At 53.7% G+C, this 26241-nt stretch carries 22 protein-coding genes and 2 tRNA genes; 6 read left to right on the plus strand and 18 right to left on the minus strand.

Features of this window, described 5'->3' with window-relative positions:
- Nucleotides 1-467: 467 nt before the first annotated feature.
- Nucleotides 468-794: a thioredoxin TrxA gene (trxA, locus tag GW590_RS22935; protein WP_169405401.1), complete on the minus strand. Its 327-nt coding sequence runs from the start codon at nt 792-794 to the stop codon at nt 468-470.
- Nucleotides 795-927: 133 nt separating this feature from the next.
- Between trxA and rhlB the strand changes: the two genes are divergently transcribed.
- Both rhlB and ppx read left to right on the plus strand, forming a co-directional pair.
- On the plus strand, nt 928-2223 hold the full coding sequence (gene rhlB / locus GW590_RS22940) for an ATP-dependent RNA helicase RhlB (protein WP_169405402.1): 1296 nt from the start codon (nt 928-930) through the stop codon (nt 2221-2223).
- A 5-nt stretch (nt 2224-2228) separates the two neighbouring features.
- Nucleotides 2229-3725 (plus strand): exopolyphosphatase, encoded by a 1497-nt coding sequence (ppx, locus tag GW590_RS22945; RefSeq protein ID WP_169405403.1) that lies wholly within the window; start codon nt 2229-2231, stop codon nt 3723-3725.
- Nucleotides 3726-3772: 47 nt separating this feature from the next.
- On the opposite strand, the gene rep is transcribed toward ppx, so the two are convergent.
- Nucleotides 3773-5815 (minus strand): DNA helicase Rep, encoded by a 2043-nt coding sequence (gene rep / locus GW590_RS22950; protein WP_169405404.1) that lies wholly within the window; start codon nt 5813-5815, stop codon nt 3773-3775.
- Between the two features lie 176 nt (nt 5816-5991).
- Here rep and ppiC point away from each other — a divergent pair, with 176 nt between their 5' ends.
- Nucleotides 5992-6273, plus strand: a complete 282-nt coding sequence (gene ppiC / locus GW590_RS22955) for a peptidylprolyl isomerase PpiC (protein WP_169405405.1) — start codon at nt 5992-5994, stop codon at nt 6271-6273.
- Between the two features lie 243 nt (nt 6274-6516).
- Here the strand turns inward: ppiC and ilvC are convergent, their stop codons facing one another.
- Nucleotides 6517-7992: a ketol-acid reductoisomerase gene (gene ilvC / locus GW590_RS22960; protein ID WP_169405406.1), complete on the minus strand. Its 1476-nt coding sequence runs from the start codon at nt 7990-7992 to the stop codon at nt 6517-6519.
- A 198-nt stretch (nt 7993-8190) separates the two neighbouring features.
- Between ilvC and ilvY the strand changes: the two genes are divergently transcribed.
- Nucleotides 8191-9075, plus strand: a complete 885-nt coding sequence (gene ilvY, locus GW590_RS22965) for an HTH-type transcriptional activator IlvY (RefSeq protein WP_169405407.1) — start codon at nt 8191-8193, stop codon at nt 9073-9075.
- Between the two features lie 14 nt (nt 9076-9089).
- On the opposite strand, the gene GW590_RS22970 is transcribed toward ilvY, so the two are convergent.
- The 8 genes from GW590_RS22970 to GW590_RS23005 all read right to left on the minus strand — a co-directional run bounded on the left by GW590_RS22970 (nt 9090) and on the right by GW590_RS23005 (nt 17824).
- Nucleotides 9090-9791, minus strand: coding sequence for a DUF2461 domain-containing protein (locus tag GW590_RS22970; protein ID WP_169405408.1), 702 nt, complete (start codon nt 9789-9791; stop codon nt 9090-9092).
- A gap of 41 nt (nt 9792-9832) precedes the next feature.
- Nucleotides 9833-11377 carry a threonine ammonia-lyase, biosynthetic gene (gene ilvA, locus GW590_RS22975; protein ID WP_169405409.1) on the minus strand — a complete coding sequence of 515 codons (1545 nt, stop codon included), beginning with the start codon at nt 11375-11377 and terminating at the stop codon, nt 9833-9835.
- 5 nt (nt 11378-11382) lie between these two features.
- Nucleotides 11383-13233: a dihydroxy-acid dehydratase gene (gene ilvD, locus GW590_RS22980; RefSeq protein WP_169405410.1), complete on the minus strand. Its 1851-nt coding sequence runs from the start codon at nt 13231-13233 to the stop codon at nt 11383-11385.
- A 118-nt stretch (nt 13234-13351) separates the two neighbouring features.
- Nucleotides 13352-14281, minus strand: coding sequence for a branched-chain amino acid transaminase (locus GW590_RS22985; protein WP_169405411.1), 930 nt, complete (start codon nt 14279-14281; stop codon nt 13352-13354).
- 15 nt (nt 14282-14296) lie between these two features.
- On the minus strand, nt 14297-14572 hold the full coding sequence (gene ilvM, locus GW590_RS22990; protein ID WP_169405412.1) for an acetolactate synthase 2 small subunit: 276 nt from the start codon (nt 14570-14572) through the stop codon (nt 14297-14299).
- Nucleotides 14569-16215, minus strand: coding sequence for an acetolactate synthase 2 catalytic subunit (gene ilvG, locus GW590_RS22995; protein ID WP_169405413.1), 1647 nt, complete (start codon nt 16213-16215; stop codon nt 14569-14571). Before ilvG ends, ilvM begins: the two co-directional genes overlap by 4 nt.
- 137 nt (nt 16216-16352) lie before the next feature.
- Nucleotides 16353-16454, minus strand: a complete 102-nt coding sequence (gene ilvL / locus GW590_RS23000) for an ilv operon leader peptide (protein WP_169405426.1) — start codon at nt 16452-16454, stop codon at nt 16353-16355.
- Between the two features lie 131 nt (nt 16455-16585).
- Nucleotides 16586-17824, minus strand: coding sequence for an MFS transporter (locus GW590_RS23005; RefSeq protein ID WP_169405414.1), 1239 nt, complete (start codon nt 17822-17824; stop codon nt 16586-16588).
- Between the two features lie 364 nt (nt 17825-18188).
- On the opposite strand from GW590_RS23005, the gene GW590_RS23010 reads away from it, so the two are divergent.
- On the plus strand, nt 18189-19730 hold the full coding sequence (locus GW590_RS23010; RefSeq protein WP_169405415.1) for a YifB family Mg chelatase-like AAA ATPase: 1542 nt from the start codon (nt 18189-18191) through the stop codon (nt 19728-19730).
- 25 nt (nt 19731-19755) lie between these two features.
- On the opposite strand, the gene GW590_RS23015 is transcribed toward GW590_RS23010, so the two are convergent.
- Nucleotides 19756-20094: a DUF413 domain-containing protein gene (locus tag GW590_RS23015; protein WP_169405416.1), complete on the minus strand. Its 339-nt coding sequence runs from the start codon at nt 20092-20094 to the stop codon at nt 19756-19758.
- A 119-nt stretch (nt 20095-20213) separates the two neighbouring features.
- Here GW590_RS23015 and hdfR point away from each other — a divergent pair, with 119 nt between their 5' ends.
- Nucleotides 20214-21044 (plus strand): HTH-type transcriptional regulator HdfR, encoded by an 831-nt coding sequence (gene hdfR, locus GW590_RS23020; protein ID WP_169405417.1) that lies wholly within the window; start codon nt 20214-20216, stop codon nt 21042-21044.
- 18 nt (nt 21045-21062) lie between these two features.
- On the opposite strand, the gene yjfF is transcribed toward hdfR, so the two are convergent.
- The 6 genes from yjfF to GW590_RS23050 form a co-directional block, all read right to left on the minus strand.
- Nucleotides 21063-22049: a galactofuranose ABC transporter, permease protein YjfF gene (gene yjfF, locus GW590_RS23025; protein ID WP_169405418.1), complete on the minus strand. Its 987-nt coding sequence runs from the start codon at nt 22047-22049 to the stop codon at nt 21063-21065.
- Nucleotides 22049-23068 (minus strand): galactofuranose ABC transporter, ATP-binding protein YtfT, encoded by a 1020-nt coding sequence (gene ytfT / locus GW590_RS23030; RefSeq protein WP_211186883.1) that lies wholly within the window; start codon nt 23066-23068, stop codon nt 22049-22051. The genes yjfF and ytfT overlap by 1 nt, the downstream gene beginning before the upstream one ends.
- A gap of 10 nt (nt 23069-23078) precedes the next feature.
- Complete coding sequence (ytfR, locus tag GW590_RS23035; RefSeq protein WP_169405419.1) at nt 23079-24584, minus strand: galactofuranose ABC transporter, ATP-binding protein YtfR; 1506 nt, start codon at nt 24582-24584, stop codon at nt 23079-23081.
- Nucleotides 24585-24683: 99 nt separating this feature from the next.
- A complete protein-coding gene (ytfQ, locus tag GW590_RS23040; RefSeq protein WP_169405420.1) occupies nt 24684-25640 on the minus strand; it encodes a galactofuranose ABC transporter, galactofuranose-binding protein YtfQ in 957 nt (318 codons plus the stop codon).
- Nucleotides 25641-25995: 355 nt separating this feature from the next.
- A tRNA-Trp gene (locus GW590_RS23045) sits at nt 25996-26071 on the minus strand.
- Nucleotides 26072-26124: 53 nt separating this feature from the next.
- Nucleotides 26125-26201 (minus strand) — tRNA-Asp (locus tag GW590_RS23050).
- Nucleotides 26202-26241: the final 40 nt, after the last annotated feature.

The following is a 26241-nucleotide window of genomic DNA, read 5'->3' on the forward strand; positions in this document are numbered from 1 at the left end:
TTCATCCATCAAGACGCAGGGCTTTTGACTGTCTTTACTCACTCCGTCACTTACCGGAGTAAGCGTGTAGGAATTCGTTCAGTTACCGCCTACCTGCAACTCAAATGCTTTTGGGTATAGACACTCAATTCGCAGCTTCTGATTTCAGTTCACGGCAAATGCTCGCGGACTATTTCTTGAAAGAGGGCAGACTGATATTGAAGGTGTCTCAAAGCCGATTTTGTCAAAACCGTTAGATTGTCAAAGCACATCGCCAGTTCAACTTAACTTCTATACAAGCAGGTTTATTAAAACAACTTTGTATGGGCAGATGTTTTCGACACAGAGTAAAACGTTAGAATCAAACTACAGGTAAGCTCTAATATGCAGTGAGGATAAACTTATCACGCTTCTTGACAGGCGTCTAGCGGTCAGTGTGAAAAACACACGTCGACCACCAAACGCCTGGTATCGGTCACTTCAATCGCTTACAGATTTGCCGTCAGGAACTCTTTCAACTGACCTTTAGACAGGGCACCGACTTTGGTTGCCGCCACTTCACCGTCTTTAAACAGCAGTAAAGTAGGGATACCACGAATACCGTATTTAGGCGCAGTGCCTGGATTTTCATCGATATTCAGCTTGGCAATAGTCAACTTGCCTTCGAACTCGGTGGCAATTTCGTCCAGGATCGGAGCAATCATCTTGCATGGACCACACCATTCTGCCCAGAAATCGACCAATACCAGCCCTTCGGCCTTTAAAACGTCTTTGTCGAAACTGTCATCAGAAAGGTGAATAATTTTATCGCTCATGTTCTACTCCAAAGGATTTATCTTTACCTTGTTGATGTAGCATTAACCAACAGTAGGTTGACTCTATTTCACCATGTTTATTTCAACGGATATGCTTTCGTAAAGCAATAGTTAGCTGATATTCTACCACACTATGAGCAAAACACACTTAACCGAACAGAAGTTTTCCGACTTCGCCCTGCACCCGCTTGCAGTCGAAGCCCTTGAAAAGAAAGGGTTTCATTACTGCACACCTATACAGGCACTCGCACTGCCTATCACGCTCTTAGGACGTGATGTTGCGGGTCAGGCGCAAACCGGTACCGGCAAGACGCTGGCTTTTTTAGCGTCTACTTTCCATTATCTGCTTTCTCACCCCGCTGTAGAGGGTCGTCAGACCAATCAGCCGCGTGCTTTAATTATGGCACCAACCCGAGAATTAGCCGTCCAGATCCACTCAGATGCCGAAGCATTATCTGAATCGACCGGACTAAAACTCGGTCTGGCCTACGGCGGCGACGGCTACGACAAACAGCTTAAAGTGCTGGAAAGTGGCGTTGATATCCTTATCGGCACCACTGGCCGGTTAATTGATTATGCAAAACAGAACCATATTAATCTGGGTGCAATCCAGGTCGTGGTGCTGGATGAAGCCGATCGCATGTTCGATCTGGGCTTTATCAAAGATATACGCTGGTTGTTCCGCCGCATGCCACCGGCCACCGAGCGTCTCAATATGCTGTTCTCCGCGACCCTGTCTTATCGCGTAAAAGAACTGGCCTTCGAAAATATGAACAATGCCGAGTCGATTGAAATCGAGCCGGAACAAAAAACCGGTCACCGCATTAAGGAAGAGCTGTTCTACCCTTCAAATGAAGAAAAAATGCGCCTGCTGCAGACGCTGATTGAAGAAGAATGGCCAGACCGTTGCATTATTTTCGCCAATACCAAGCACCGTTGTGAAGATATCTGGGGTCATTTGGCCGCCGATGGACACCGCGTCGGCTTATTGACCGGCGATGTCGCCCAGAAGAAACGTCTGCGCGTACTCGAAGACTTTACCAAGGGTGATATCGATATCCTGGTAGCGACCGACGTGGCCGCTCGTGGCCTGCATATCCCGGCCGTGACGCACGTATTCAACTATGACCTGCCAGACGACTGTGAAGATTACGTTCACCGCATTGGTCGTACCGGTCGCGCAGGGCTGAGTGGTTTCTCCATCAGTCTGGCCTGTGAAGAATATGCGCTTAATCTGCCAGCAATCGAAACCTACACCGGCCATAGTATTCCGGTCAGTAAGTACAACAGCGATGCATTATTGACTGATCTGCCGGCACCAAAACGCCTGGCTCGTTCACGCAATGGCAGCGGCCCACGCCGTAATTCATCATCATCATCACGACGCGGTAGCAGCGCCCCACGCAATAACCGCAAACGTTCGAGCTGAAAATTATGCTGAGTTCCACCTCACTTTATGCAGCGATCGATCTGGGCTCCAACAGTTTCCATATGCTGGTGGTCCGTGAGGTGGCAGGCAGTATTCAGACGCTGGCCAGAATAAAACGCAAAGTGCGTCTGGCTGCCGGACTGGATAAAAACAACCACCTTTCCGCCGAGGCCATGCAGCGGGGATGGCAATGCCTGAAATTATTTTCTGAACGGCTGCAGGATATTCCGCGTGAGCAAATTCGCGTGGTAGCCACGGCAACGCTGCGCCTGGCAAGTAATGCCGACGAGTTTTTAACGGTGGCTGAAACGATCCTGGGTTGCCATATCCAGGTGATCAGCGGCGAAGAAGAAGCGCGGCTGATTTATCATGGTGTTGCCCATACTACCGGCGGACCCGATCAGCGTCTGGTGGTGGATATTGGCGGCGGCAGTACGGAACTGGTAACCGGATCCGGTGCGCAGGCCAATACTTTATTCAGTCTTTCCATGGGTTGTGTTACCTGGCTGGAACGCTATTTTGCCGACCGCAGTCTGGCAAAGGAAAATTTCGAACAGGCCGAGCTGGCTGCCAGCGAAATGATCCGCCCCATTGCCCCGGAATTGATCGCCAACGGCTGGCAAATTTGCGTCGGGGCTTCCGGCACGGTGCAGGCGCTCCAGGAAATCATGGTCGCCCAGGGGATGGACGAACGCATTACGCTGGCCAAACTGCAACAGCTTAAACAGCGCGCCATTCAATGCGGCAAACTGGAAGAACTGGAAATCGAAGGCCTGACACTAGAGCGTGCACTGGTCTTCCCAAGTGGTCTGTCGATCCTGATCGCGATTTTTAAAACCCTGAATATCGAAACCATGACCCTGGCCGGCGGTGCGCTGCGCGAAGGACTGGTTTACGGAATGCTGCATCTGCCGGTGGAACAGGATATCCGTCAGCGTACCTTGCACAATCTGCAACGCCGCTACCTGCTCGATGTGGAACAAGCCAATCGTGTTGCGCAACTGGCAGAAAATTTTTGGCTCCAGGTTTCCGGTGCCTGGCAACTGGATGCCCGCGCTCGCGAACTGCTCTCCAGCGCCTGTCTGATCCATGAGATTGGACTGAGTGTCGACTTCAAACAGTCGCAGAACCATGCCGCTTATTTGATTCGCCATCTCGATTTACCGGGATTCACTCCGGCACAGAAAAAACTGCTGGCGACGCTGCTGCAAAACCAGAGCAATAACCTGGATCTGCCGTTGCTCAATCAGCAAAACGCCCTGCCTCCGCGTCAAGCTGAGCGACTGTGCCGTATTATGCGTCTGGCGATTATTTTTGCCAGCCGTCGCCGTGACGATACGCTCCCAGCCGTTCGCCTGCGGGCCAATGACGATGAGCTAAACGTACTGGTACCTTTCGGCTGGCTGGAGCAACACCCACTGCGCGCCGAGGAGCTGGAACAGGAAAGCCACTGGCAAAGTTATGTCCACTGGCCGCTATTTATCGAAGAAGCCAGCCAATAAATGTCAGGGGGTCTCAAGACTCCCTGTTTTCTTTTGACCGCGCCGCATTACTCCTTGCCAGCAGACTGATTGGCCGCTTTGGCACTGGCCAACTGCGCACGGATTTTTTCAAGATGGCTTTGCCCTTTCTGCATTCGCTCTTGTGGCGAAACCACCTTGCGTTCACTTTCCCACGCCAAATCATCCTGAGGCAGTTCCAACAAGAAACGGCTTGGCTCCGGGCGCATCAACTCGCCATATTGTCGGCGTTCACGACAGAGGGTGAATATCAGCTCTTGCTGCGCGCGGGTAATGCCGACATAGGCCAGACGGCGCTCTTCATCGACATTATCTTCATCGATACTGCTTTGATGGGGTAACAGCCCCTCCTCCATCCCTACCAGAAAGACGTAGGGGAACTCCAGCCCCTTGGAGGCATGCAAGGTCATGAGCTGAACCTGGTCCAGCTCTTCGTCGTTCTCACCGCGTTCCATCATATCGCGCAGCGTAAAGCGGGTGACCACCTGCGTCAGCGTCATCGGCTCATCGAGATCGGTCCCTTCGAGCATTTCCGTCATCCAGCTAAAGAGCTGATTGACGTTTTTCATACGCATTTCCGCGGCCTTGGGGCTGGGCGAGGTTTCAAACAGCCAGCTTTCGTAGTCCATGCCGTGGATCAGATCGCGCACGGCGGCAATGGGTTCGCGTTCCGCCAGTTCGGCAATATTGCCCATCCAGTGGGTAAAACGCTGCAGGGATTCAAGACCCCGTCCGGTCAGGTATTGGCCGAGTCCCAAATCAAAACTGGCTTTAAACAGACCTTTGTTGCGCTGATTGGCCCACTCCCCCAGTTTTTGCAGGGTAGCGGCCCCAATCTCGCGGCGCGGGGTATTCACAATGCGCAAAAAGGCGCTGTCGTCGTCGGGATTGGTCAACACCCGCAAATAGGCCAGCAGGTCTTTGATTTCCGGGCGCGAGAAAAAGGAGGTGCCGCCGGAAATGCGATAGGGAATGCGGTTTTGCATCAGCATTTTTTCAAACAGCCGCGACTGATGGTTACCACGATAGAGAATGGCGTAATCGCCGTATTGCGTCTTTTTGACAAAGTGATGGGCAATCAGCTCACCGACCACCCGTTCGGCTTCGTGATCTTCATTGTTGGCGGTGATCACTTTCAGCGACTCGCCGTAGCCCAGCTCGGAAAACAAGCGCTTTTCAAAGACGTGCGGGTTATTGGCAATCAAAATATTCGCCGCTTTCAGGATACGCTGCGTGGAGCGATAGTTCTGCTCCAGTTTGATCACCTGTAATGCCGGAAAATCCTCTTTCAGCAGCACCAGATTTTGTGGCCGCGCGCCGCGCCAGGAGTAGATCGACTGATCGTCATCGCCCACCACGGTAAAGCGGGCGCGATTGCCGACCAGCAGCTTGACCATCATATACTGGCTGGTATTGGTATCCTGATATTCGTCCACCAGCAAATAACGCAGCTTGTTTTGCCAACGTTCGCGAACTTCTTCGTTACGCTGCAATAATAACGTAGGCAGCAGGATCAAGTCGTCAAAATCGAGAATATTGCAGGCGCGCATATGGTCGTGATAGAGGCCATAGCAGTGGGCAAAGAGTTTGTCGCGTTCGGAACGGGCAAGGGTCGCGGCCCCGGCCGGATCGATGAGATCGTTTTTCCAGTTGGAGATCGTCGAGATCAGCTGCTGTAACAGCGTCTTGTCATTGTCGAGCCACTTTTCGCTCAACTCCTTGAGCAGGGCTAACTGGTCCTGGTCGTCAAACAGCGAGAAATTGGCTTTCATGCCCAGCGCCGCATAGTCTCGCTTGATAATTTCCAAACCCAGGGTATGGAAGGTGGAGATCAGCAGACCGCGTGACTCTTTGCGCCCCAGCGTTTGTGCCACGCGCTCTTTCATTTCGCGCGCCGCTTTATTGGTAAAGGTCACGGCGGCAATATGCCGGGCCTGATAACCACAGACGCGGATCAAATGGGCAATTTTATTGGTGATCACCCGCGTTTTGCCCGAGCCGGCACCGGCCAGAACCAGGCAAGGTCCGGTAACGAATTCGACGGCGTGTTGTTGACTAGGGTTTAATCGCATGGCGTAAATTTGCTCACTTGATGGACGCGGGAGGAGGATTGTAGCAGAAACTCGCCGCGGGCATGACAGGCAAAAACGTCGGCGAATCGACTCTGGGTGGCATCGCGCATTCCACATCCGGCGTTGCAGATGTTACATTACGCCCCTGAATAGTTATTTTATCTAAAGGTCTACTGATGGCAAAAACAGCGGCAGCATTACATATCCTGGTAAAGGAAGAACAGCAGGCTCAAGAGCTTCTGACCCAGTTGAAAAACGGCGCAGATTTCGAAAAACTGGCGAAAAAGCACTCCACCTGCCCGTCTGGTCGCAAGGGCGGTCATTTGGGCGAATTTAAGCAAGGTGCCATGGTGCCAGCGTTTGATAAAGTGGTTTTTTCCTGCCCGCTTTTGGAACCTACTGGCCCGCTGCATACCCAGTTCGGTTATCACATCATTAAAGTGCTTTACCGCAACTAAGTCGCGGCTTAGCCAAAGCATAAAAAAAGACAGGGCATGGTATTTGCCCTGTCTCAGACGGCTGACAAAGTCCGTTATTAGGGAGAGTGCACCGTTGGGGTCGTAGCGGGCTTGCCCGCCGGAGCGCCCCTAGGTGTGCTATGCCCGGGTATCTCGATCATCAAGACGACTTTGTCATCAAACTCAGACAGGGCATGGTATTTGCCCTGTCTTTTTATATTGTCGGTGCGTTAACGCAGTAAATTAGCTGGCAACCGCAATACGTTTCATATCCGTCATATAACCGCGCAGTTTGTGGCCTACGGCTTCAATGGCATGGTTGCGGATAGCTTCATTGACATCACGCAACTGGGCGTTATCCACTTCAGTTGTAGCGACCGCTTTGCCCAGATCGCCGGCTTGCAGCGTGGTCATAAACTCTTTCAGCAACGGCACTGCCGCATTGGCAAACAGGTAGTTACCGTATTCAGCCGTGTCGGAGATCACCACGTTCATTTCGTACAGACGCTTACGGGCAATGGTGTTGGCGATCAGCGGCAGCTCATGCAGTGATTCGTAGTAAGCAGACTCTTCGATAATGCCAGAAGCCACCATGGTTTCGAAGGCCAGTTCAACACCGGCTTTTACCATCGCAATCATCAGCACGCCGTTATCGAAATACTCTTGCTCAGCGATTTTGCCAGCAAACTGTGGTGCATTCTCAAACGCCGTCGCGCCAGTCTCTTCACGCCAGGTCAGCAATTTGACATCGTCAGCCGCCCAGTCAGCCATCATGCCACCGGAGAATTCACCGGAGATGATGTCATCCATATGTTTCTGGAACAGCGGTGCCATAATGCCTTTCAGCTGTTCAGACAGGGCGAACGCACGCAGTTTCGCCGGATTGGACAGACGGTCCATCATCAGCGTAATACCGCCTTGTTTCAGCGCTTCGGTGATGGTTTCCCAACCGAACTGCAGCAGTTTTTCGGCATAAGCCGCATCAACGCCGTCCGCAACCAGCTTATCGAAGCACAGCAGTGAACCCGCCTGCAACATACCGCACAGGATGGTTTGCTCACCCATCAGGTCAGATTTCACTTCTGCAACGAAAGAGGATTCCAGAACGCCGGCACGGTGACCACCGGTAGCCGCAGCCCAGGCTTTGGCAATGGCCATGCCTTCGCCTTTAGGATCGTTTTCCGGGTGAACGGCGATCAGCGTAGGCACACCAAAACCGCGTTTGTACTCTTCACGCACTTCGGTACCCGGACATTTTGGCGCTACCATGACGACGGTAATGTCTTTACGGATCTGCTCACCGACTTCAACGATGTTGAAACCATGGGAGTAACCCAGGGCTGCACCGTCTTTCATCAGCGGCTGAACGGCCTTAACCACCGCGCTATGCTGTTTGTCCGGCGTCAGGTTAACAACCAGGTCAGCCTGCGGGATCAGTTCTTCGTAGGTGCCGACTTTAAAACCGTTTTCGGTCGCTTTACGCCATGAAGCACGCTTCTCGGCAATCGCTTCTGCACGCAGGGTGTAGGAAACATCCAGACCGGAGTCACGCATGTTCAGACCCTGGTTAAGGCCCTGGGCGCCACAGCCAACGATCACCACTTTTTTACCTTTCAGGAAACTCGCCTCATCGGCGAATTCATCGCGTGCCATAAAGCGGCACTTGCCTAATTGCGCCAACTGCTGACGCAGGTTCAATGTGTTGAAATAGTTAGCCATGGTAAAACTCCGTTCGAGGTTAGATGCTGTTATTTTGCTGTCTCATCGGCTTAGCCGAAGGACGCGGTAAAAACACTATATGTCATGCGTGGCATTGCTTAAATTGATATATTACGAAAATGATATTGCAGTTTATGCAACGGTTAAACATTCCGCAATTTCGCCACTTGCCTCACATGACCGGACCTGGAAATCTTTATGGACTTACGCGATCTGAAACTGTTTCTCAATCTTGCCGAAAGCCGCCATTTCGGGCGTTCGGCCAAAGCCATGCACGTCAGCCCTTCCACCCTTTCACGACAAATTCAGCGACTGGAAGAAGAGTTGGGGCAGACGCTGTTTCAGCGGGATAATCGTACCGTACAGTTAACCCACGCCGGTGAACAGCTCAAAACTTTTGCGCAACAGACTCTGCTGCAATATCAGCAGCTGCGTCATGCACTGGGGCAAAACGGCCCCACCCTTAGCGGTGAACTGCGCCTGTTTTGCTCGGTCACTGCCGCCTATAGTCATCTGCCGCCGATCCTGGACCGCTTTCGCGCCCAGCATCCGCTGGTGGAGATCAAACTGACCACCGGTGATGCCGCCGACGCGGTAGAGAAAGTGCAGTCAACCGATGCCGATCTCGGCATTGCCGGACATCCGGAGGTGCTGCCCATCAGTATAGACTTTATGCCCATTGGCGAAGTGTCGATGATCCTGATTGCCCCCTCGTTACCCTGCGCCGTACGTACCCAGATCAGCCAACCAACGCCTGAGTGGTCACAGATTCCTTTTATTCTGCCGGAGCACGGACCGGCGCGGAAACGCATCGACAACTGGTTTCGCCATCACAAACTGACCAATCCGCTGATTTACGCCACCGTTTCCGGCCATGAAGCCATTGTCTCGATGGTGGCGCTCGGCTGCGGCGTGGCCCTTATTCCCGGCGTGGTGCTGGAAAACAGCCCCGAGCCGATCCGTAACCGTATTTCGGTAATGGATAATATGACCATGGATGCCCCTTTACCGCTGGGGGTTTGCGTACAGAAAAAACGCCTTGATGAACCCCTGATCGCCGCGTTCTGGCAGCTGTTACGCTAGATCGGCGGGCGGCATCAGAGATCTGCCGGATCGACCTGTTTCATGGTTTCCACCCGCATCAGCCACTGGTAAAGCGGTTCCAGCTGTTGAAAACCTTCTGCCAACTCCGTGATCAGCCGGGGATGGAACAGCTTGTCAACCTGACTATCGGTCACCATCATGGCAAACGACTTACGGTTATACCAGGTGGCAATCTCTGCCGCCTGCTCTTTGACCAAGGGCCGCTTATAGCTCTCGCCCACCAGCTCAAATGGCGGACGACAACAGTCGGCCACCTCGAGAAAGGCCTGCGGCTGGCGGGTCAGGGTATGGCGAAACAGATCCATGGTCGGCTTGTTGGCACTGTAATATCCCAGGCCATAGCGCAACATGTCGGGACCGAGTTCAAAAAAATAGACCGGTGCGTCTTTCCAGTCTTTACTGGGACGCTTGAAGGTCAGCCACATACGGCTGCGGTAACGGGATTTATCGTGTGAGAAACGCGTGTCGCGGTGGATACGCGACAGCGTTTTACCAATGGCAGGACGGGTTTCAAACTGCGGGTCGATGGTCAACATGGTGGGGCTCAGGGCATCCACCAGGTTGCGGAACGGCGTAAGCAGCTCCCGGTCATAAATATGGCGGTTTGCTTCAAACCACTCTTTATCGTTCTCAATCCGCACCTGCTGAAGAAAATTCAACCCTTGCTGACTGAAACCTGTAAACGCGGAACTCATACGCCTTCCCTGCCTTTGGTTTATAACACTAAAAAAATTGACTATCCCTGCAAAAAGAAGCGAAACGCCGGATTTTCCGATTCGTTATGGCAATCATAACCCAGCGCCGACAGGTTCTTTTCAAACTCCGGCTCTTGCTCGGTCAGCTCAAACGCGGCCAACACCCGGCCGAAATCGGTGCCGTGGCTACGATAATGGAATAACGAAATATTCCAGTGCGTGCCCAGGGTATGCAGGAACTTGAGCAATGCGCCGGGCGATTCCGGAAACTCAAAGCTGTATAAACGTTCGTGCAAAGGTTTGCTGGGACGGCCGCCGACCATATAGCGCACATGCAGTTTCGCCATTTCGTCGTCGGAGAGATCCACCACCTGGTAACCGCCCTCAGTCAGTTGTTCGATAATTTCTTTACGCTCAAGATTACCGCGCGTCAACCGCACACCGACAAAAATGCAGGCGTTATCGGCATTGGCGTAACGGTAATTGAATTCGGTAACCGAACGACCGCCAAGCAGTTGGCAAAACTGCAGGAAACTGCCTTTGCGTTCCGGGATGGTCACAGCCAACAGCGCTTCACGCTGCTCACCCAGTTCACAACGCTCAGAGACATAGCGCAGCGCATGAAAATTGAGGTTGGCCCCCGACAGGATATGCGCCAAGCGCTCACCCTGAATATTATGCTGCTGCACATACTTTTTAAGACCGGCCAGTGCCAGCGCCCCGGAAGGCTCGGCAATGGCACGCACATCTTCAAACAGATCCTTGACCGCCGCACAGATGGCATCACTGTCTACGGTGATCACATCATCAAGGTATTCACGGCACAGACGGAAGGTTTCATTACCAATTCGCTTGACCGCCACGCCTTCGGCAAACAGCCCGACACGCGCCAAATCGACCGGCTCACCGGCATCCAGCGCCGCGCGCAGGCAGGCAGAGTCAACGGCTTCAACACCGATCACTTTGATTTGCGGCATCAGCTGTTTGATCAGCACCGCCACCCCTGCCGCCAGACCGCCGCCACCCACCGGGACAAACACCCGATCGATATGCGCATCCTGTTGCAGCAGCTCCATGGCCAGCGTTCCCTGTCCGGCGATCACCGCCGGATGGTCGAACGGTGGCACAAAAGTCATGCCCATGGTTTGCGAAAGCTCGATGGCCTTGCCTTTGGCTTCGTCAAAGTTGGCACCGTACAGCAGTACCTCACCGCCGAAATGACGCACGGCATCCACTTTGATATCGGCGGTCGCCACCGGCATCACAATCAGTGCCCTGATCCCTTTGCGGCTGGCGGATAAGGCCACGCCCTGCGCATGGTTGCCGGCAGAGGCCGTTACCACACCCTGGGCCGCCTGCGCTTCGGTCAGGCCAGCAATCATGGAATAGGCGCCACGCAGTTTAAAACTGTGCACCGCCTGACGATCTTCGCGCTTGACCAGAATGGTATTGCCCAGACGAGTCGAGATTTTTTCCATCATTTGTAACGGGGTGACTTGCGCCACCTCATAAACCGGCGCGCTCAACACCGCGCGCAAATATTCTGCACCGCTGGGTTGCTCGGGCAAAGGTTGTGATACCGCCATGACAGTTAGCCTCCCAGCTTACTCTTGTCGCGAATTGCTCCTTTGTCGGCACTGGTCGCCAACAGCGCATAAGCGCGCAGAGCATAAGAAACCTGACGTTGACGGTTTTTAGGCGTCCATGCTTTGTCGCCACGCGCCAGTTCGGCTTCGCGACGCGCTGCCAGTTCACTGTCGGCAACATCCAGCACCATGCTGCGGTTAGGAATATCAATGGCAATCATATCGCCATCTTCCACCAGCGCGATCAGACCGCCGCTGCCCGCTTCCGGAGAAACGTGGCCGATCGACAGGCCGGAGGTACCGCCGGAGAAACGGCCATCGGTGATCAGCGCGCACTCTTTGCCCAATCCCATGGATTTCAGATAGGTGGTGGGATAGAGCATTTCCTGCATGCCCGGTCCACCTTTCGGCCCTTCGTAACGGATCACTACCACGTCACCGGCGACCACTTTACCGCCGAGAATGGCTTCAACGGCAGCGTCCTGGCTTTCGTAGACTTTAGCCGGACCGCGGAAGGTCAGGCTGCCTTTATCAACACCGGCGGTTTTAACGATACTGCCGTCTTCGGCCATATTGCCGTACAGCACCGCCAGACCACCGTCGAGACTGAAAGCGTGATCAAGATTGCGGATACAGCCTTCGGCGCGGTCGTTATCCAGGGTGTCCCAGCGACAGTCCTGCGAGAAGGCTTTGGTGGTGCGGATCCCGGCAGGACCGGCACGGTACATTTTCTTCACGTCTTCGTTTTCAGTCAGCATGATGTCGTACTGCTGCAGGGTTTCCGGCAGGGTCATTTGCAACACATTGCTAACATCACGATGCATCAGACCGGCGCGATCGAGCTCGCCGAGGATGCCCCATACGCCACCGGCGCGATGGACGTCTTCCATATGGTATTTCTGGGTGCTGGGCGCCACTTTACACAGGTGCGGCACTTGACGAGACAGACGGTCAATATCGGACATATTGAAGTCCACTTCGCCTTCCTGCGCCGCCGCCAGCAGATGCAGTACCGTATTGGTGGAGCCGCCCATGGCGATATCCAGCGTCATGGCATTTTCAAACGCCGCCTTATTGGCGATATTGCGCGGCAACACGCTTTCGTCGTCGTTTTCGTAGTAGCGCTTGGCCAGACCGACAATACGTTTACCGGCATTGAGGAACAGCTCGCGACGATCGGCATGGGTGGCCAGCAATGAACCGTTGCCCGGCTGAGACAGGCCCAGCGCTTCGGTCAGACAGTTCATTGAGTTGGCGGTAAACATCCCGGAACAGGAGCCACAGGTCGGACAGGCAGAACGTTCAATCTGCTCGCTGTCGGCATCGCTGACGTTCGGGTTGGCCCCCTGGATCATGGCATCAACCAGGTCCAGTTTGATGATTTTGTCAGACAGCTTGGTTTTGCCGGCTTCCATCGGTCCACCGGAAACAAAAATCACCGGAATGTTCAGGCGCAGCGAAGCCATCAACATTCCCGGGGTGATTTTGTCGCAGTTAGAGATACACACCATGGCATCCGCGCAGTGGGCGTTGACCATATACTCCACGGAGTCGGCGATCAGTTCGCGTGAAGGCAGTGAATACAGCATGCCGCCATGACCCATGGCAATCCCGTCATCCACGGCGATGGTGTTAAACTCTTTGGCCACACCGCCGGAGGCTTCGATCTGTTCAGCCACCAGCTTACCCAAATCACGCAAATGCACGTGACCAGGGACAAACTGGGTAAATGAGTTTACGACGGCAATAATAGGTTTCCCGAAGTCGTCATCGGTCATACCGGTGGCGCGCCATAATGCGCGGGCACCAGCCATATTGCGGCCGTGAGTCGTGGTAGCGGAACGGTACTTAGGCATGCTCTATTTACTCCAATTATTTCTTATGTGCAGGCGACGAGACCGCCACCTGCCAACTCTTTACCCGATCTCATGGTGCAGCGCCTGGGCCACGGACATGATGACAGGCAGACTTAAATTATGGATTAACCTGATCCAACCAACCGTATTTGTCTTCAGTTTCGCCGGTGAACAGGCCAAAGAACGCATTCTGGATTTGCTTGGTGATCGGACCGCATTTGCCTGCGCCGACCTGAATACGGTCTACGCTGCGCACCGGGGTAATTTCTGCGGCGGTACCGGACATAAAGACTTCATCTGCCAGGTACAGGGATTCGCGTGACAGCACTTGTTCACGGACTTCAAGGCCGAGATCTTTCGCCAGCTTGATAATGGCGTCACGGGTAATACCCGGCAGCGCTGACGAGGTGAACGGAGGGGTAAACAGAATACCGTCTTTGACTTCAAACAGGTTTTCGCCCGCACCTTCGGAAACGTAGCCATTGACGTCCAGGGCAATACCTTCCTGATAACCGTGACGGCGTGCTTCGCTGCCCACCAGCAGTGAGGAGAGGTAGTTACCCCCGGCTTTGGCGGCAGTAGGAATGGTATTAGCCGCTACGCGGTTCCATGAAGAGACCATGGCATCGATACCGTTTTCCAGCGCTTCTGCGCCGAGGTAGGCACCCCATGGGAAGGCGGCAATAATCACGTCGGTGTCAAAACCATCAGGTGGATTAACACCCAGACCAACATCGCCAACGAAAACCAGAGGACGAATGTAAGCGCTTTTCAGATCATTTTTGCGCAGAACGGCGCGGCAAGCTTCCATTAAGTCTTCAACTGATTGTTTTACCGGGAATCGATAGATTTTTGCAGAATCATGCAGACGCTGCATATGCTCACGATGGCGGAAAACCACAGGTCCTTTGTGCGAGTCGTAGCAACGAACGCCTTCGAATACCGACGTACCGTAGTGCAGCGCGTGGGACATCACGCTAACCTTAGCGTCTTCCCATTTAACCATCTCGCCATTGAACCAAATAAAATCAGCTTTCTTGGTAGTCATTGTTCTTTTCCTTACTCACGCGTTGGCGCACATTTGTTGATTAATAGGTTGTGATGCTGGCTGTTGGATCTCGACGCAGGCGACATCCATAAGTTTACTTAACTGTGCAGACAGTAAATCTACAGACCGCTGGCTGGCAACGGTCAATTCAATATTTATATTATCTTTATTCACCATCGGGCTCATATTCATGGCGCAGACCTGAAATCCGCGATGACGAACCACGCGCAGTACGCGCTCCAACACTTCCGGACGAAAGCGGGCCTGAATTGAGACGTTATGCTGCATCATGACATTTTCTCCAACATGGTTTCGTTGCCTGCGCCTGGTGGCACCAGCGGCCAGACATTCTGATTTTCGTCGATGGAAACCTGAAGCAAATAAGGGCCTTCGCTATTGAAGAAAGCGTCCAGGGCAGCGTCGACTTGGTCTTTACGGCTGATACGTTGGCCGGGGATATCAAATGCGCTGGCCAGCGTTATAAAATCGGGGTTATCTGAGAGGTTGGTTTCACTGAAGCGTCCATCAAAAAACAGTTCCTGCCACTGTCGAACCATGCCTAATCGCTGGTTATCCAACAGCAGGATTTTCAGCGGCAACTGTTTTCGCTTGATGGTGCCCAGCTCCTGCACATTCATCATAAAAGAGCCATCGCCCGACACGCAGATCACCATATCATCGGGACGGGCAACCTGCGCACCCACCGCGGCGGGGATACCAAAGCCCATGGTGCCCAGCCCGCTGGAGGTGATGAAATTCTCGGGGCGGGTAAAGGTCATATGCTGCGCGGTCCACATCTGATGTTGGCCGACGTCGGTGGTCACGACGGTATCGGCGGCTTTGCGATCGGAAACCTGTTTTAACAGCAGCGGCGCGTAAATCGCCTCGCCGGGATGATCATAACGCCACTCACCGGCGGCTTTCAGCGTCATGACTTCATCACGCCAGGCGTTGATCGCCAGCGTCTGTTCCAGAGCAGGCAGCAGCGTGGTCAAATCCCCCTGAATAGACACATGGGCCTGACGCAGTTTATTTAATTCTGCCGGGTCGATATCCAGATGGATCACGCTGGCCAGGGGGGCGAAGGTGTTCAACTTGCCGGTCACGCGGTCATCAAAACGCGCGCCGACGGCAATCAGCAGATCGCAGGACTGAACGGCCAGGTTGGCTGCTTTGGTACCGTGCATGCCCAGCATCCCCAGATAACAGGGGTCAGCGGCATCCGCGGCGCCCAGCCCTTTCAGCGTAGCCACGCAAGGGATACCAGTGGTGCGCATAAACGCCCGCAGTGCCGGTACTGCGCGCGCAATGCCGACACCGCCACCGACATACAGCATCGGTTTTTTTGCCGCGGCGATCATTTGATACGCCTGCTGCAACTCGGCGGCAGGGTGTGCCATTTTTTGTTCAACCGGCATCAGGTGCGGAGCCAAATCCGCCACCGCCAACTGGATATCCTTGGGAATATCTACCAGCACCGGGCCAGGGCGACCACTGCTGGCGATAGCGAAGGCTTCTGCCATGATTTCTGGCAAAGCTTCCAGCGACTCCACCAAAAAGCTGTGTTTGGTACAGGCCAGCGACAGACCCAGCACATCGATTTCCTGAAAAGCATCGGTGCCAATCAAGGCGGAGCCTACCTGACCGGTGATGGCCACTACCGGGACAGAGTCCAGCAGCGCATCGGCCAGGCCGGTGATCAGGTTGGTAGCACCCGGTCCGGAAGTGGCGATACAGACCCCCACTTTGCCGGTAGCACGGGCATAGCCGATAGCCGCCATCGCCGCGCCTTGCTCATGGCGACACAGTAGGTGTTCCACGCCGCCGTCATAGAGTGCATCGTATACCGGCATGATTGCTCCGCCAGGATAGCCGAAAACCATATCCACCCCTTGCGAACGCAACGCTTGTACTACCCACTGTGCTCCATTCATCTTTATTCTCCTGCCTTTTGGCTAAAAGCGCAGAACATTATGCTGTTGGTCATATTTTCTTCTCGCCTTGTTTTGACCTGACCAAAAAAAACCCCCGGACCTTTCGGTGCGGGGGTTCTTTTCAGGTTCAGGCTTGTTTAATAAGCCTTTCTTCGTCCAAGTGCAGCCCCGCACGGTGGGATAATAATCACCACCACGCTAATCACGACTAGGGTTAGGACTTGGAGAAGGGCTTTCATTTTTGGTTTCAATTAGTCTTCTTACGAACGATTGCCTACAGAGTTATCACAGTTAGCTAAGTAATGACAACACTTTTCTTGCGTTATTATTCCGACGCACGGCGGCAAAGATCATAAAATCATCAGCAATATCAAGCTCTCGAGCGCAGATCGGCGGTTTTAGCATTTGATGCGGCACTGATCACCTTGCCCTGGGTATCGCGGCCAAAAGATACCAGCACGGCGATCACAATGGCGACCGTTCCGGCGACCATCGCCATCGCCAGTCCGTAATTATGACCGTGACTTTCGGCAATGCCCGCCTGCAACGTCGCGTTCACCGAGGCGAGCAGGTTACCCAACTGATAAACAAAACCGGGCAGAACCGCGCGAGTATTGGCTGGCACCAGTTCGGTGAGGTAGGTGGGTATCACCCCCCAGGCACCCTGCACCATAAACTGCATCAGAAACGCCCCCAGCCCCAGGCTCCAGGATCCCCCGGCAAAAGCCCACAGCGGCAGCACCGGCAGCGACAACAAGGCGGCAATGATAATCGCCTTTTTGCGGCCAATGCGTTCAGAGAGCGAACCAAAGAAAACGCCACCGATTATCGACGCAATGTTATAGGCAATGGCGATCAGGCTGACGGTATGGGCATCAAATCCGTGTTGCACCTTCAGAAAGGTCGGATAGAGATCCTGGGTGCCGTGGCTAAAGAAGTTAAAAGCGGCCATCAGGATCACCAGGTAGACACAGAGTTTCCAGTGGCTTCTTAACACCGGCAACAGCGCAGTGCTTTCATTACGCTCACGAGCGGCCTGCCAGACCGGCGACTCTTGTACTTTGAAATAGATATAGGGCAGCAACAATATCGGTGCCGCACCGATCACAAACATACCGCGCCAACCCAGGCTGCTAAACAGCAGACCGTAGACCACACCCGCCAGCAAATAACCAAAGGGGTAACCCGCCTGGAAAATCCCCGACATCAGCCCTCTGGAACGATCGGGAATGGTCTCCATAGCCAGCGATGATGCCACGCCCCAGATGCCGCCCATCGCCACGCCATACATCACGCGCAGGATCAGAAAAACCGCCAGCGAGGGGGCGGCGGCAGTGCAGAGTTCAAAAAACGAGAAAAACAGAATATTGACCATCAGCACCGGCTTGCGGCCATATTTCTCGGCGGCGCGACCAAAGAGTAAGGCACCGACAGGTCTGACCGCCAGCGTCAACAGAATGGCCAGCGTCACCTGTTTGATATCAACATGATAGGTGCCAGCGATATCGCTGAGTAAAAATACCAGCAGGAAGAAATCGAAGGCATCAAGCGTCCAGCTCAAAAAGCTGGCAATGGCGACATGACGTTGCCGGGAAGTCCATCCAAACATGTGATGTACCTTATTTGCAGAGGTAGGGGTAACGCCGCCGATCAGTGGGTTATTCACTATGGATACTCGGCGGCAAAACAGTGTCTTGGCTAAGATGTATTTGTTTATTTTTTGTTAAAAACATATTAATTAATACACCGCAGACAAATAACCGGCAACATTATTAGGTCGCTAATTTGTATCTAATAAAGGCGAAATGTTAAGGATTGTTGCAGCACTTTGGGCGGGGTCTCGCAGGAAAATGTGCGACAGTCTGGCTTGCAGATAAAAAACAGAATCGTGCTCGCAGAGGAAGATTTTGCTTATTTTTCGCCAGCCGCCGCTTTGGTCATAATGGGTTTTTCATGCGCACAGGGAGGCGGGCATGTCACTGGCCGTGGTCAATACCCGGGCATCTTTGGGCGTGATCGCCCCGAGCGTGTCCATCGAAGTTCATATCAGCAACGGTTTGCCAGCCTTGACGTTGGTCGGTCTGCCGGAAACCACGGTTAAAGAAGCCAGAGACCGCGTGCGCAGTGCCCTAATCAACTGCGGGTTCAGCTTTCCCCCCAGGCGCATTACCGTCAATCTCGCGCCGGCAGATCTGCCCAAGGAAGGGGGGCGCTACGACCTGCCGATCGCGCTAGCCATTCTGGCGGCCTCTGAGCAGCTTGCAACGGACAAGCTAGGGCAATATGAGTTTATCGGTGAGTTAGGGCTTTCTGGCGCGTTACGCGGCGTTTATGGCGCTATCCCGGCCGCTATTGCCGCCCACAATGAGGGGCGTCGGCTGATTTTGCCGCAGGACAATCAGCAAGAGATGGCCCTGCTCGAACAGAACAGGGTGTGGATTGCCGATCATCTGCTGCAGGTGTGCGCTTTCCTGCAAGGCAGTGGCGAGTTGCGGGCAGTAGAAAGCCATCACTCGCCGATTGGTGAACCACCAGCCGGGGATCTCGGCGATATCATCGGGCAGGAGCAGGCCAAAAGAGCGCTGGAGGTCGCAGCAGCGGGCGGCCACAATCTGCTGCTGCTGGGACCGCCGGGCACCGGCAAAACCATGCTGGCCAGCCGCTTACCCGGTATTCTCCCGCCGCTGACCCAGCAAGAGGCCTTGGAAACGGCGGCCATTGCCAGTCTGGTCTACAGCCCGGAACAGCAGGCTGTCAATTGGCGTCAGCGGCCATTTCGCGCCCCGCACCACAGCATTTCCCTTAACGCCCTGGTGGGCGGCGGCAGTATTCCACGTCCCGGCGAGATCTCCCTGGCGCATAATGGCATTCTGTTTCTCGACGAACTGCCGGAGTTTGACCGCAAAGTCCTCGATGCGCTGCGGCAGCCGATGGAGTCCGGAGAAATCACCATTTCACGCACCCGGGCCAAGGTTGATTTCCCGGCGCGTATGCAACTGATTGCCGCCATGAATCCCAGCCCTACCGGGCACTATCAGGGACCGCACAACAGAACGCCACCGCAGCAGATCCTGCGTTACCTCAGTCGCTTGTCCGGCCCGTTTCTCGATCGCTTCGACCTCTCCCTGGAAGTGCCGCTGTTACCTGCCGGCTTGCTTAGTGAGCAGCAAAGATACCCCGCAGGCACGGCGCGAGAAAATAGCGCACATGTCCGCGCCAGAGTGATAGCCGCGCGGGAGCGACAGCAACAACGAGCGGGAAAATTGAATGCTTATTTAAGCAGCAGTGAAGTTCAGCAATTCTGTAAATTAGCGCCGGAAGATGCAGAGTTTCTGGAAAGTGTGTTACAAAAGCTGGGATTATCGGTACGGGCGTGGCATCGGATCTTGAAGGTGGCCAGAACATTGGCCGATCTCAATCAACAGTCGCAAATTGAAAAAGCACAACTTTCGGAAGCGCTAAGCTATCGTTGCATGGATCGTCTATTGTTAACCTTGCATAAAAATCTGGCATAAAAAAACGGGGACAAGCCCCGTTTTGTTAGTCGTCGCTTTCGGTGTAGTCTTCCACCGCGTCGGCTTGCGGTTTTCCGCCTGACAACGTGTGAAATTTCTTCGGGCGACGGGTGCGGATAATGTATTTATTCCACACTTTTTCAGCATCGGAAGCTGGCTCGCGGGTACCGCGGCAAACATCCAGAAACAGCTTTTCTTCTTCGGTTACCGGTTCGCGTTTTCCCATGTCCAGCTCGTTGAAAGCATAGCCGTAACGTTCTAGCAATTGCGCTTCTTTAATGGTGAAATCGCCATGCCGGGAGAACCCGCGAGGGTAATGTTTATTGTCAAAAAAACGATTTGTCGTGGTGAAGCTTTCCGCCATCTGACACGCTCCTAATTCTCTCATGGTCGTGCTGTTTATGGCGCGGAGTATTAGATAGGCTTGACATTCTGTAAAACAAAACATTTAAATCTTAACGACAAAAATTTTTGGAGATAGCGGTGGACACGGAATTACTGAAAACCTTTTTGGAGGTCAGTAGAACTCGTCACTTTGGTCGGGCAGCTGAATCTCTCTATTTGACGCAGTCAGCAGTGAGCTTTCGCATACGCCAGTTGGAGACGCAACTGGGTGCAAATTTGTTTACGCGCCATAGAAATAATATCCGTTTGACGCCCGCAGGAGAGCGTCTGCTGCCTTACGCAGAAAACCTGATGTCAACATGGCAATTGGCAAAAAAAGAGGTTGTACGCTCCTTACAGCACGCAGAATTGTCGATTGGTGCCACGGCATCGCTTTGGGAGGCGTACCTTACCCCCTGGCTTGAGGCGTTATACCAGCAACGTGACACACTTCGCCTGGAAGCTCGGGTGGCTCTGCGCCAATCGCTGGTCAAACAGTTGCATGAGAGACAGCTCGACTTATTGATTACCACCGAGCCGCCAAAGATGGATGAGCTCGCCAGTCAGCTGTTAGGTAATTTTTCGTTACGTCTTTTTTCCTCACCAAAACAGGAAAAAAATGCTCAGGGGGCGTATATCCGACTGGAATGGGGGGCGGACTTTCCACAACAGGAGAGCAGAATGCAGGCCAGCGAACAGGAACCGGTGTTAACCACCACCTCGGCACACCTGACGCGCCAGTTGCTGGAAACAACGGGAGGCTGCGCCTTTCTCCCGAGTCACTGGGAGAAAGACTATCCACAACAGCTGTCGGCGTATCCCGATGTTCCACCGGTGGTCAGGCCGCTGTATGCCGTCTGGCTGCAAAACAGCGACCAACAGACCCTGATACGACAATTGCTTAAAACCCCGATGGAAACCGTGATTTAGCGGCACGTTCGCCGTCAATCACGTGGTTTTAAGCTGTGGGTGACGGGCTCGGCGGATCAGCCAGTAGGAGCCCATACCTTTTTGCAGTGCGATAAAGATAAACAGCAAAATCCCCATCACAATCTTGGTCCACCATGAGCTTAATGTACCGTCAAAGGTGATGTAGGTTTGGATCAACCCCTGGATCATGACCCCAAACAAGCTGCCCAATACCGTACCCACCCCGCCGCTTAGCAAGGTGCCGCCGATCACCACCGCCGCAATGGCATCCAGCTCGACGCCGCTGGCAGCAAGCGCATAGCCGGCAGAGGTATAGAGCGAGAAAATAATGCCCGACAACACCGCCAGCGTACTCGACAGCATATAGATGGCAATGGTGGTACGCCTGACCGGAACGCCCATCAGCGCCGCCGAAATGGTGTTACCGCCGATGGCATAGACGCTGTTACCAAAACGCGTACGGTGAGCCAGGATAATCCCGGCCCCGACCACGCATAGCATCACCAGCGCTAACAGCGTAAAGCGCCCGCCACCGGGAACCTTCCAGGCATAGTTAGCCAGTTCGGCATACAGCGGGTGATTAATAGGGATGGATTCTTCGGAAACGATAAAACTCATGCCGCGGATAAAGAACATACCGGCCAGGGTAATGATAAACGCCGGTAGCTTGAGGGTATCGATGATCCAGCCCATCAGACCGCCGAAAAGCGCCCCCATCACCAACACGATGGCAAAGGCATAGAACGGCGGAATACCGTAGTCGCCAATCAATTTGGCCAGCGCGACGCCGGTAAAGGCAATGACCGACCCGACGGATAAGTCGATACCGCCCGACAAGATCACAAAGGTCATGCCCACGGCGACAATGCCCAGAAACGCATTGTCGGTCAGCAAGTCGCAAACCACGCGCGCGGAAGCGAAGCCGGGGAACTGGGTAAAGCAGTAGCCGTACCCCGCAATAAACACCAGAATGGTGATCAGCAAGGGGAGATTACGTTTCAGCATTACTCTTTCCTCCGAAATAAGCTGCCAAGGGAGACTCGGGGTGACTGAATAACCAGCACGGCTAACACCACCACGGCCTTGAGCACCAAATTGAATTCGGGTTTAAATCCTGACAGCAGGATCCCCGTATTCATGCCTTGAATAATCAGCGCGCCAATCACCGACAGCAGCAGGTTAAAACGGCCACCCAATAATGAGCCACCGCCGACCACCACTGCCAGGATGGCATCGAGCTCCAGCCATAACCCGGCGTTGTTGGCGTCTGCCCCGCGAATATCCGCGGTGACAATCACCCCCGCCACCGCCGCGCAAATACCGCAGATAACGTAGACCGAGATCAACACCAGACGTGCGTTAACCCCGGCGTTATAGGAGGAACGCACATTGATGCCGACCGACTCGATAAATAGCCCCAGCGCGGTTTTACGCGTTAATAACCACAGCAATACCAGCATCGCCAGGGCGATAATTACCGGCATCGGCATGGTCAACAGCGAGCCACTGCCCAACTGCGAGAGACCATTATGTTCAAAGGTGACAATCTGTCCTTCGGTGATCAGTTGCGCAATACCGCGCCCGGCCACCATTAGCATCAGGGTGGCGACAATCGGCTGGATTTGCAGTACCGCCACCAAAAAGCCATTCCACAGCCCACAGGCGGCGCCGACGGCTATCGACGCCAGTAACACGCTGATTAATGGATACCCCTGCACCGTCATGGTGGCAGCCGTGGCGCCGGCAATGGCCATCACTGCCCCCACCGAGAGGTCAATGCCACCGGTGGCGATCACCAGCGTCATGCCCAGTGCCAGCAGCGCGACCGGTGCGCCACGATTAAAGATATCAACCAGGCTGCCAAACAAGCGGCCATCCTGGAGATGAATGGTAAAGAAACCGGGCGCAACCAGGCTATCAATAATTAAAATAGCCAGAAATGCCCCTACCTGTGTGGCCCCTTTGGGAAATACCCAACGAACCTTCCGCGGCCTTCCCGTCATCGGCAGACTCCTGTTATGCATGGATATCCCCTTATTGAACCGCAATCGCGGTCATGATGGCTGGAACCGAAATCTGGTCCTGCTCGATTTGCGCAACATGTCGCCTGTCGCGCAACACAACAATTCGGTCGGCATAACCGGTCAGCTCTTCCAGCTCGGAGGAGATCACCAGCAGGGCCAGGCCTTCGTCGCAGAGTTTTTCGATCAGACGGATAATTTCTGCATGTGCGCCGACGTCAATACCGCGGGTCGGTTCATCCAAAATCAGAAAGCGCGGATTGGTGGCCAGCCAGCGTGATAACAACACCTTTTGCTGATTACCCCCTGATAGATACTGGATTTCCTGCTCCGCGCTCGGCGTGCGAATGCCCAGCAGTTTGATAAATTTATCAGCGATCTGGCTTTGTTCTTTCATCGATAATGGCCGTAACCAGCCGCGCTGCGCCTGCAAGGCCAAAATGATGTTTTCACGCACACTGGCAGCACCGATAATACCGTCGGTCTTACGGTCCTCGGGACAATAGCCAAACCCCATTTTTGCCGCTTTACGCGGTGTACGGATGGTGGCCTCCTGACCGTTGACCCGTGCGGTGCCGGTATCGTGATTTTTTATACCAAAAATAAGTTGCGCCGTTTCCGTGCGCCCGGATCCGAGCAGACCCGCCAGGCCTACGATCTCGCCGCGTCTGACGCTAAGATCGAAATTCTCTACCAAACCCCGGCGACCATAATTTTTAAAATCAACCAGCGGCTCGCCGGTGACTGCACGATGTTCACCGCGTTTAAGCAGGGTCTCATCAAAGCTGTGGCCCAGCATCATCGGTACCAGCTCCATGCGCGGCAGATCAACGGTAGCGGCAGTACCCACCAGTTTGCCGTTGCGCAACACGGTGATGCGATCGCTGATGCGGTATACCTGATCGAGGAAGTGGGTGACAAATACCATGCCCATACCGCGATCGCGGAGTTGCTTGAGGATATCGAGCAGCATGGTGACTTCTTTGGCATCCAGGCTGGCCGTTGGCTCATCGAGAATGAGTACCTGGGCAGAAAGATCCACCGCCCGGGCTATGGCGACGATTTGCTGGATGGCTATGGAGTAGTTTGACAGTGGCTGACTGACATCGAGATCAAGACCGTATCCCGCCAATAGCTTTCGCGCCTGGTCATCCATTTTACGCTGATTGACCAGTCCGAAATGCGTGGGTTCACGTCCAATAAACAGGTTGGCCGCCACGGAGATGTTGGGCAGCAGATTGACTTCCTGATAAACCGTACCGATACCCAGTGCCTGAGCGTGAGCAGTATTGATGGCTTCAACCGGTTGACCATTGAGGTAGACACTACCGGCCGAACGTTTGTACACCCCGGTCAGCGCTTTGATCAGCGTTGATTTTCCTGCGCCGTTCTCTCCCAATAAAGCGACGATCTCGCCGCGATATAGCGTGAAATCGACTTTTTCCAGCGCCTTGACTCCCGGAAATTCAACGGACAAACCGCGGACTTCAAGTAAGGTTTCTGACTGAAGATTTTCCATTTGGTTCTCTACCCCGACGGCATGCGCACAGTAACGGCAAATTGGGCAAAATGGGATGATGACAGCGGCCCTGCCAGATGGCAGAGCCGTTAGATGGCCTTAGTAGCCCATGTCTTTTTTCATGTCATATTCTTTTTGCGCCATATTTGGCAGCACCAGGATAGATTCTGTCTGAATAAATTTTGCCGGTTGCGTACCGTTTTTCTTCAGGGCAATCAGCGCATCAAGGGCCGGGCCAGCCATATTCGGCGTCAACTCGACGGAAGCATTGGACTCGCCGTTAAGCATGGCTTTATAGATATCCGGTACACCATCAATGGAAACCACCTTGATCTGCGAACCCGGTTTCAGACCCGCTTCTTTAATGGCCTGAATGGCACCAATGGCCATATCATCGTTATGTGCATAGACCGCGCAGATGTTTTTGCCGTTTTGTTCGGCTTTGATAAAGCTTTCCATAACTTCTTTACCTTTACTGCGGGTAAAGTCGCCGGATTGAGAGCGGATAATCTTCACATTGGGTGCCGCAGTCAGGGCATCAGCAAAACCTTTTTTACGGTTAAGCGCCACGCTGGCCCCCACCGTCCCTTGCAGTTCTACGACGTTACAGGGCTTGCCCGCCACTTCTTTTACCAGCCAATCCCCTGCTACCTTGCCTTCATGCACACTGTCGGATGCCACAGCGGCGGTATAGAGAGAGGGATCGCTGACTTCAATGGTGCGGTCCAGCAGGAACACCGGGATCTTGGCTTCTTTGGCTTCCGTCAGTACCGGTGCCCAGCCTGTTGCCACGACCGGAGCGATGAAAATGGCATCGACACCCTGGGCGATAAATGAACGTATTGCCTTGATTTGGTTCTCTTGTTTTTGTTGCGCATCAGCAATTTTCAAGGTAATGCCACGCTTTTGTGCTTCCAGCTTGGATACCTTGGTTTCCGCAGAGCGCCAGCCTGATTCAGAACCGATCTGGGAGAAACCGACCACTAAAGGCGCGGCTTGCACGGCCCCACAAAATGCCGTTGCGACCGCTGCTGCCAATAATAAACGCTTATACATTGTTCTATCCTCGTATGTAGTCTGAGCTACTTTTTGTTGTGACTTGTAGGGTGTGGCTTAGAGGTTGACTAAAACCGCGTGTCACAGGTGAGCGGATGCATCACCAGGCGACTCTTAGTTTTAGTACATTGCAAAAAAGGAGGTATGAGCAGGGTCACATAGATGATTAACAACCGATTCGTACATGTATTCAGCTAAAACAGCGCAATAATCAGACGGTATAAAAGGGGGAAAAGGCACGAAAGCCGTGCTTTAGGTACTCGCAGGGGAAAAAAGGCAGAAAGCAGAAAGGTGATAAAAAGTGACAGAACGACAGGCATAAAAAAACCCCTCGCTTTCGCGAAGGGTTAATATCTGGCAGGGGCGGAGAGACTCGAACTCCCAACACCCGGTTTTGGAGACCGGTGCTCTACCAATTGAACTACGCCCCTAAATTGAGCTTACTATTATGCCTGCTAAAGATAGCAGGCATAATTTAAATAATTGGCGGAACGGACGGGGCTCGAACCCGCGACCCCCTGCGTGACAGGCAGGTATTCTAACCAACTGAACTACCGCTCCACCGGTTCTTTCACCTGTATCAGCAATCGTCTGATACAAG

The sequence above is a fragment of the Rouxiella aceris genome (genome assembly GCF_012933545.1).
In the GTDB taxonomy this organism is placed as follows: Bacteria; Pseudomonadota; Gammaproteobacteria; order Enterobacterales; family Enterobacteriaceae; genus Rouxiella; species Rouxiella aceris.

Excerpts from the sequence above, each read along its gene's own strand:
- ytfR (WP_169405419.1), bottom strand. The coding sequence starts at position 24,584 with ATGGAAAATCTTCAGTCAGAAACCTTACTTGAAGTCCGCGGTTTGTCC.
- ilvC (WP_169405406.1), bottom strand. The coding sequence starts at position 7,992 with ATGGCTAACTATTTCAACACATTGAACCTGCGTCAGCAGTTGGCGCAA.
- ytfQ (WP_169405420.1), bottom strand. The coding sequence starts at position 25,640 with ATGTATAAGCGTTTATTATTGGCAGCAGCGGTCGCAACGGCATTTTGT.
- ilvY (WP_169405407.1), top strand. The coding sequence starts at position 8,191 with ATGGACTTACGCGATCTGAAACTGTTTCTCAATCTTGCCGAAAGCCGC.
- GW590_RS22970 (WP_169405408.1), bottom strand. The coding sequence starts at position 9,791 with ATGAGTTCCGCGTTTACAGGTTTCAGTCAGCAAGGGTTGAATTTTCTT.
- yjfF (WP_169405418.1), bottom strand. The coding sequence starts at position 22,049 with ATGCTGAAACGTAATCTCCCCTTGCTGATCACCATTCTGGTGTTTATT.
- rep (WP_169405404.1), bottom strand. The coding sequence starts at position 5,815 with ATGCGATTAAACCCTAGTCAACAACACGCCGTCGAATTCGTTACCGGA.
- ilvA (WP_169405409.1), bottom strand. The coding sequence starts at position 11,377 with ATGGCGGTATCACAACCTTTGCCCGAGCAACCCAGCGGTGCAGAATAT.
- ppiC (WP_169405405.1), top strand. The coding sequence starts at position 5,992 with ATGGCAAAAACAGCGGCAGCATTACATATCCTGGTAAAGGAAGAACAG.
- rhlB (WP_169405402.1), top strand. The coding sequence starts at position 928 with ATGAGCAAAACACACTTAACCGAACAGAAGTTTTCCGACTTCGCCCTG.
- ilvM (WP_169405412.1), bottom strand. The coding sequence starts at position 14,572 with ATGATGCAGCATAACGTCTCAATTCAGGCCCGCTTTCGTCCGGAAGTG.
- GW590_RS23015 (WP_169405416.1), bottom strand. The coding sequence starts at position 20,094 with ATGGCGGAAAGCTTCACCACGACAAATCGTTTTTTTGACAATAAACAT.
- ilvD (WP_169405410.1), bottom strand. The coding sequence starts at position 13,233 with ATGCCTAAGTACCGTTCCGCTACCACGACTCACGGCCGCAATATGGCT.
- ytfT (WP_211186883.1), bottom strand. The coding sequence starts at position 23,068 with ATGCATAACAGGAGTCTGCCGATGACGGGAAGGCCGCGGAAGGTTCGT.
- trxA (WP_169405401.1), bottom strand. The coding sequence starts at position 794 with ATGAGCGATAAAATTATTCACCTTTCTGATGACAGTTTCGACAAAGAC.
- GW590_RS23005 (WP_169405414.1), bottom strand. The coding sequence starts at position 17,824 with ATGTTTGGATGGACTTCCCGGCAACGTCATGTCGCCATTGCCAGCTTT.
- GW590_RS22985 (WP_169405411.1), bottom strand. The coding sequence starts at position 14,281 with ATGACTACCAAGAAAGCTGATTTTATTTGGTTCAATGGCGAGATGGTT.
- ppx (WP_169405403.1), top strand. The coding sequence starts at position 2,229 with ATGCTGAGTTCCACCTCACTTTATGCAGCGATCGATCTGGGCTCCAAC.
- GW590_RS23010 (WP_169405415.1), top strand. The coding sequence starts at position 18,189 with ATGTCACTGGCCGTGGTCAATACCCGGGCATCTTTGGGCGTGATCGCC.
- ilvG (WP_169405413.1), bottom strand. The coding sequence starts at position 16,215 with ATGAATGGAGCACAGTGGGTAGTACAAGCGTTGCGTTCGCAAGGGGTG.
- ilvL (WP_169405426.1), bottom strand. The coding sequence starts at position 16,454 with ATGAAAGCCCTTCTCCAAGTCCTAACCCTAGTCGTGATTAGCGTGGTG.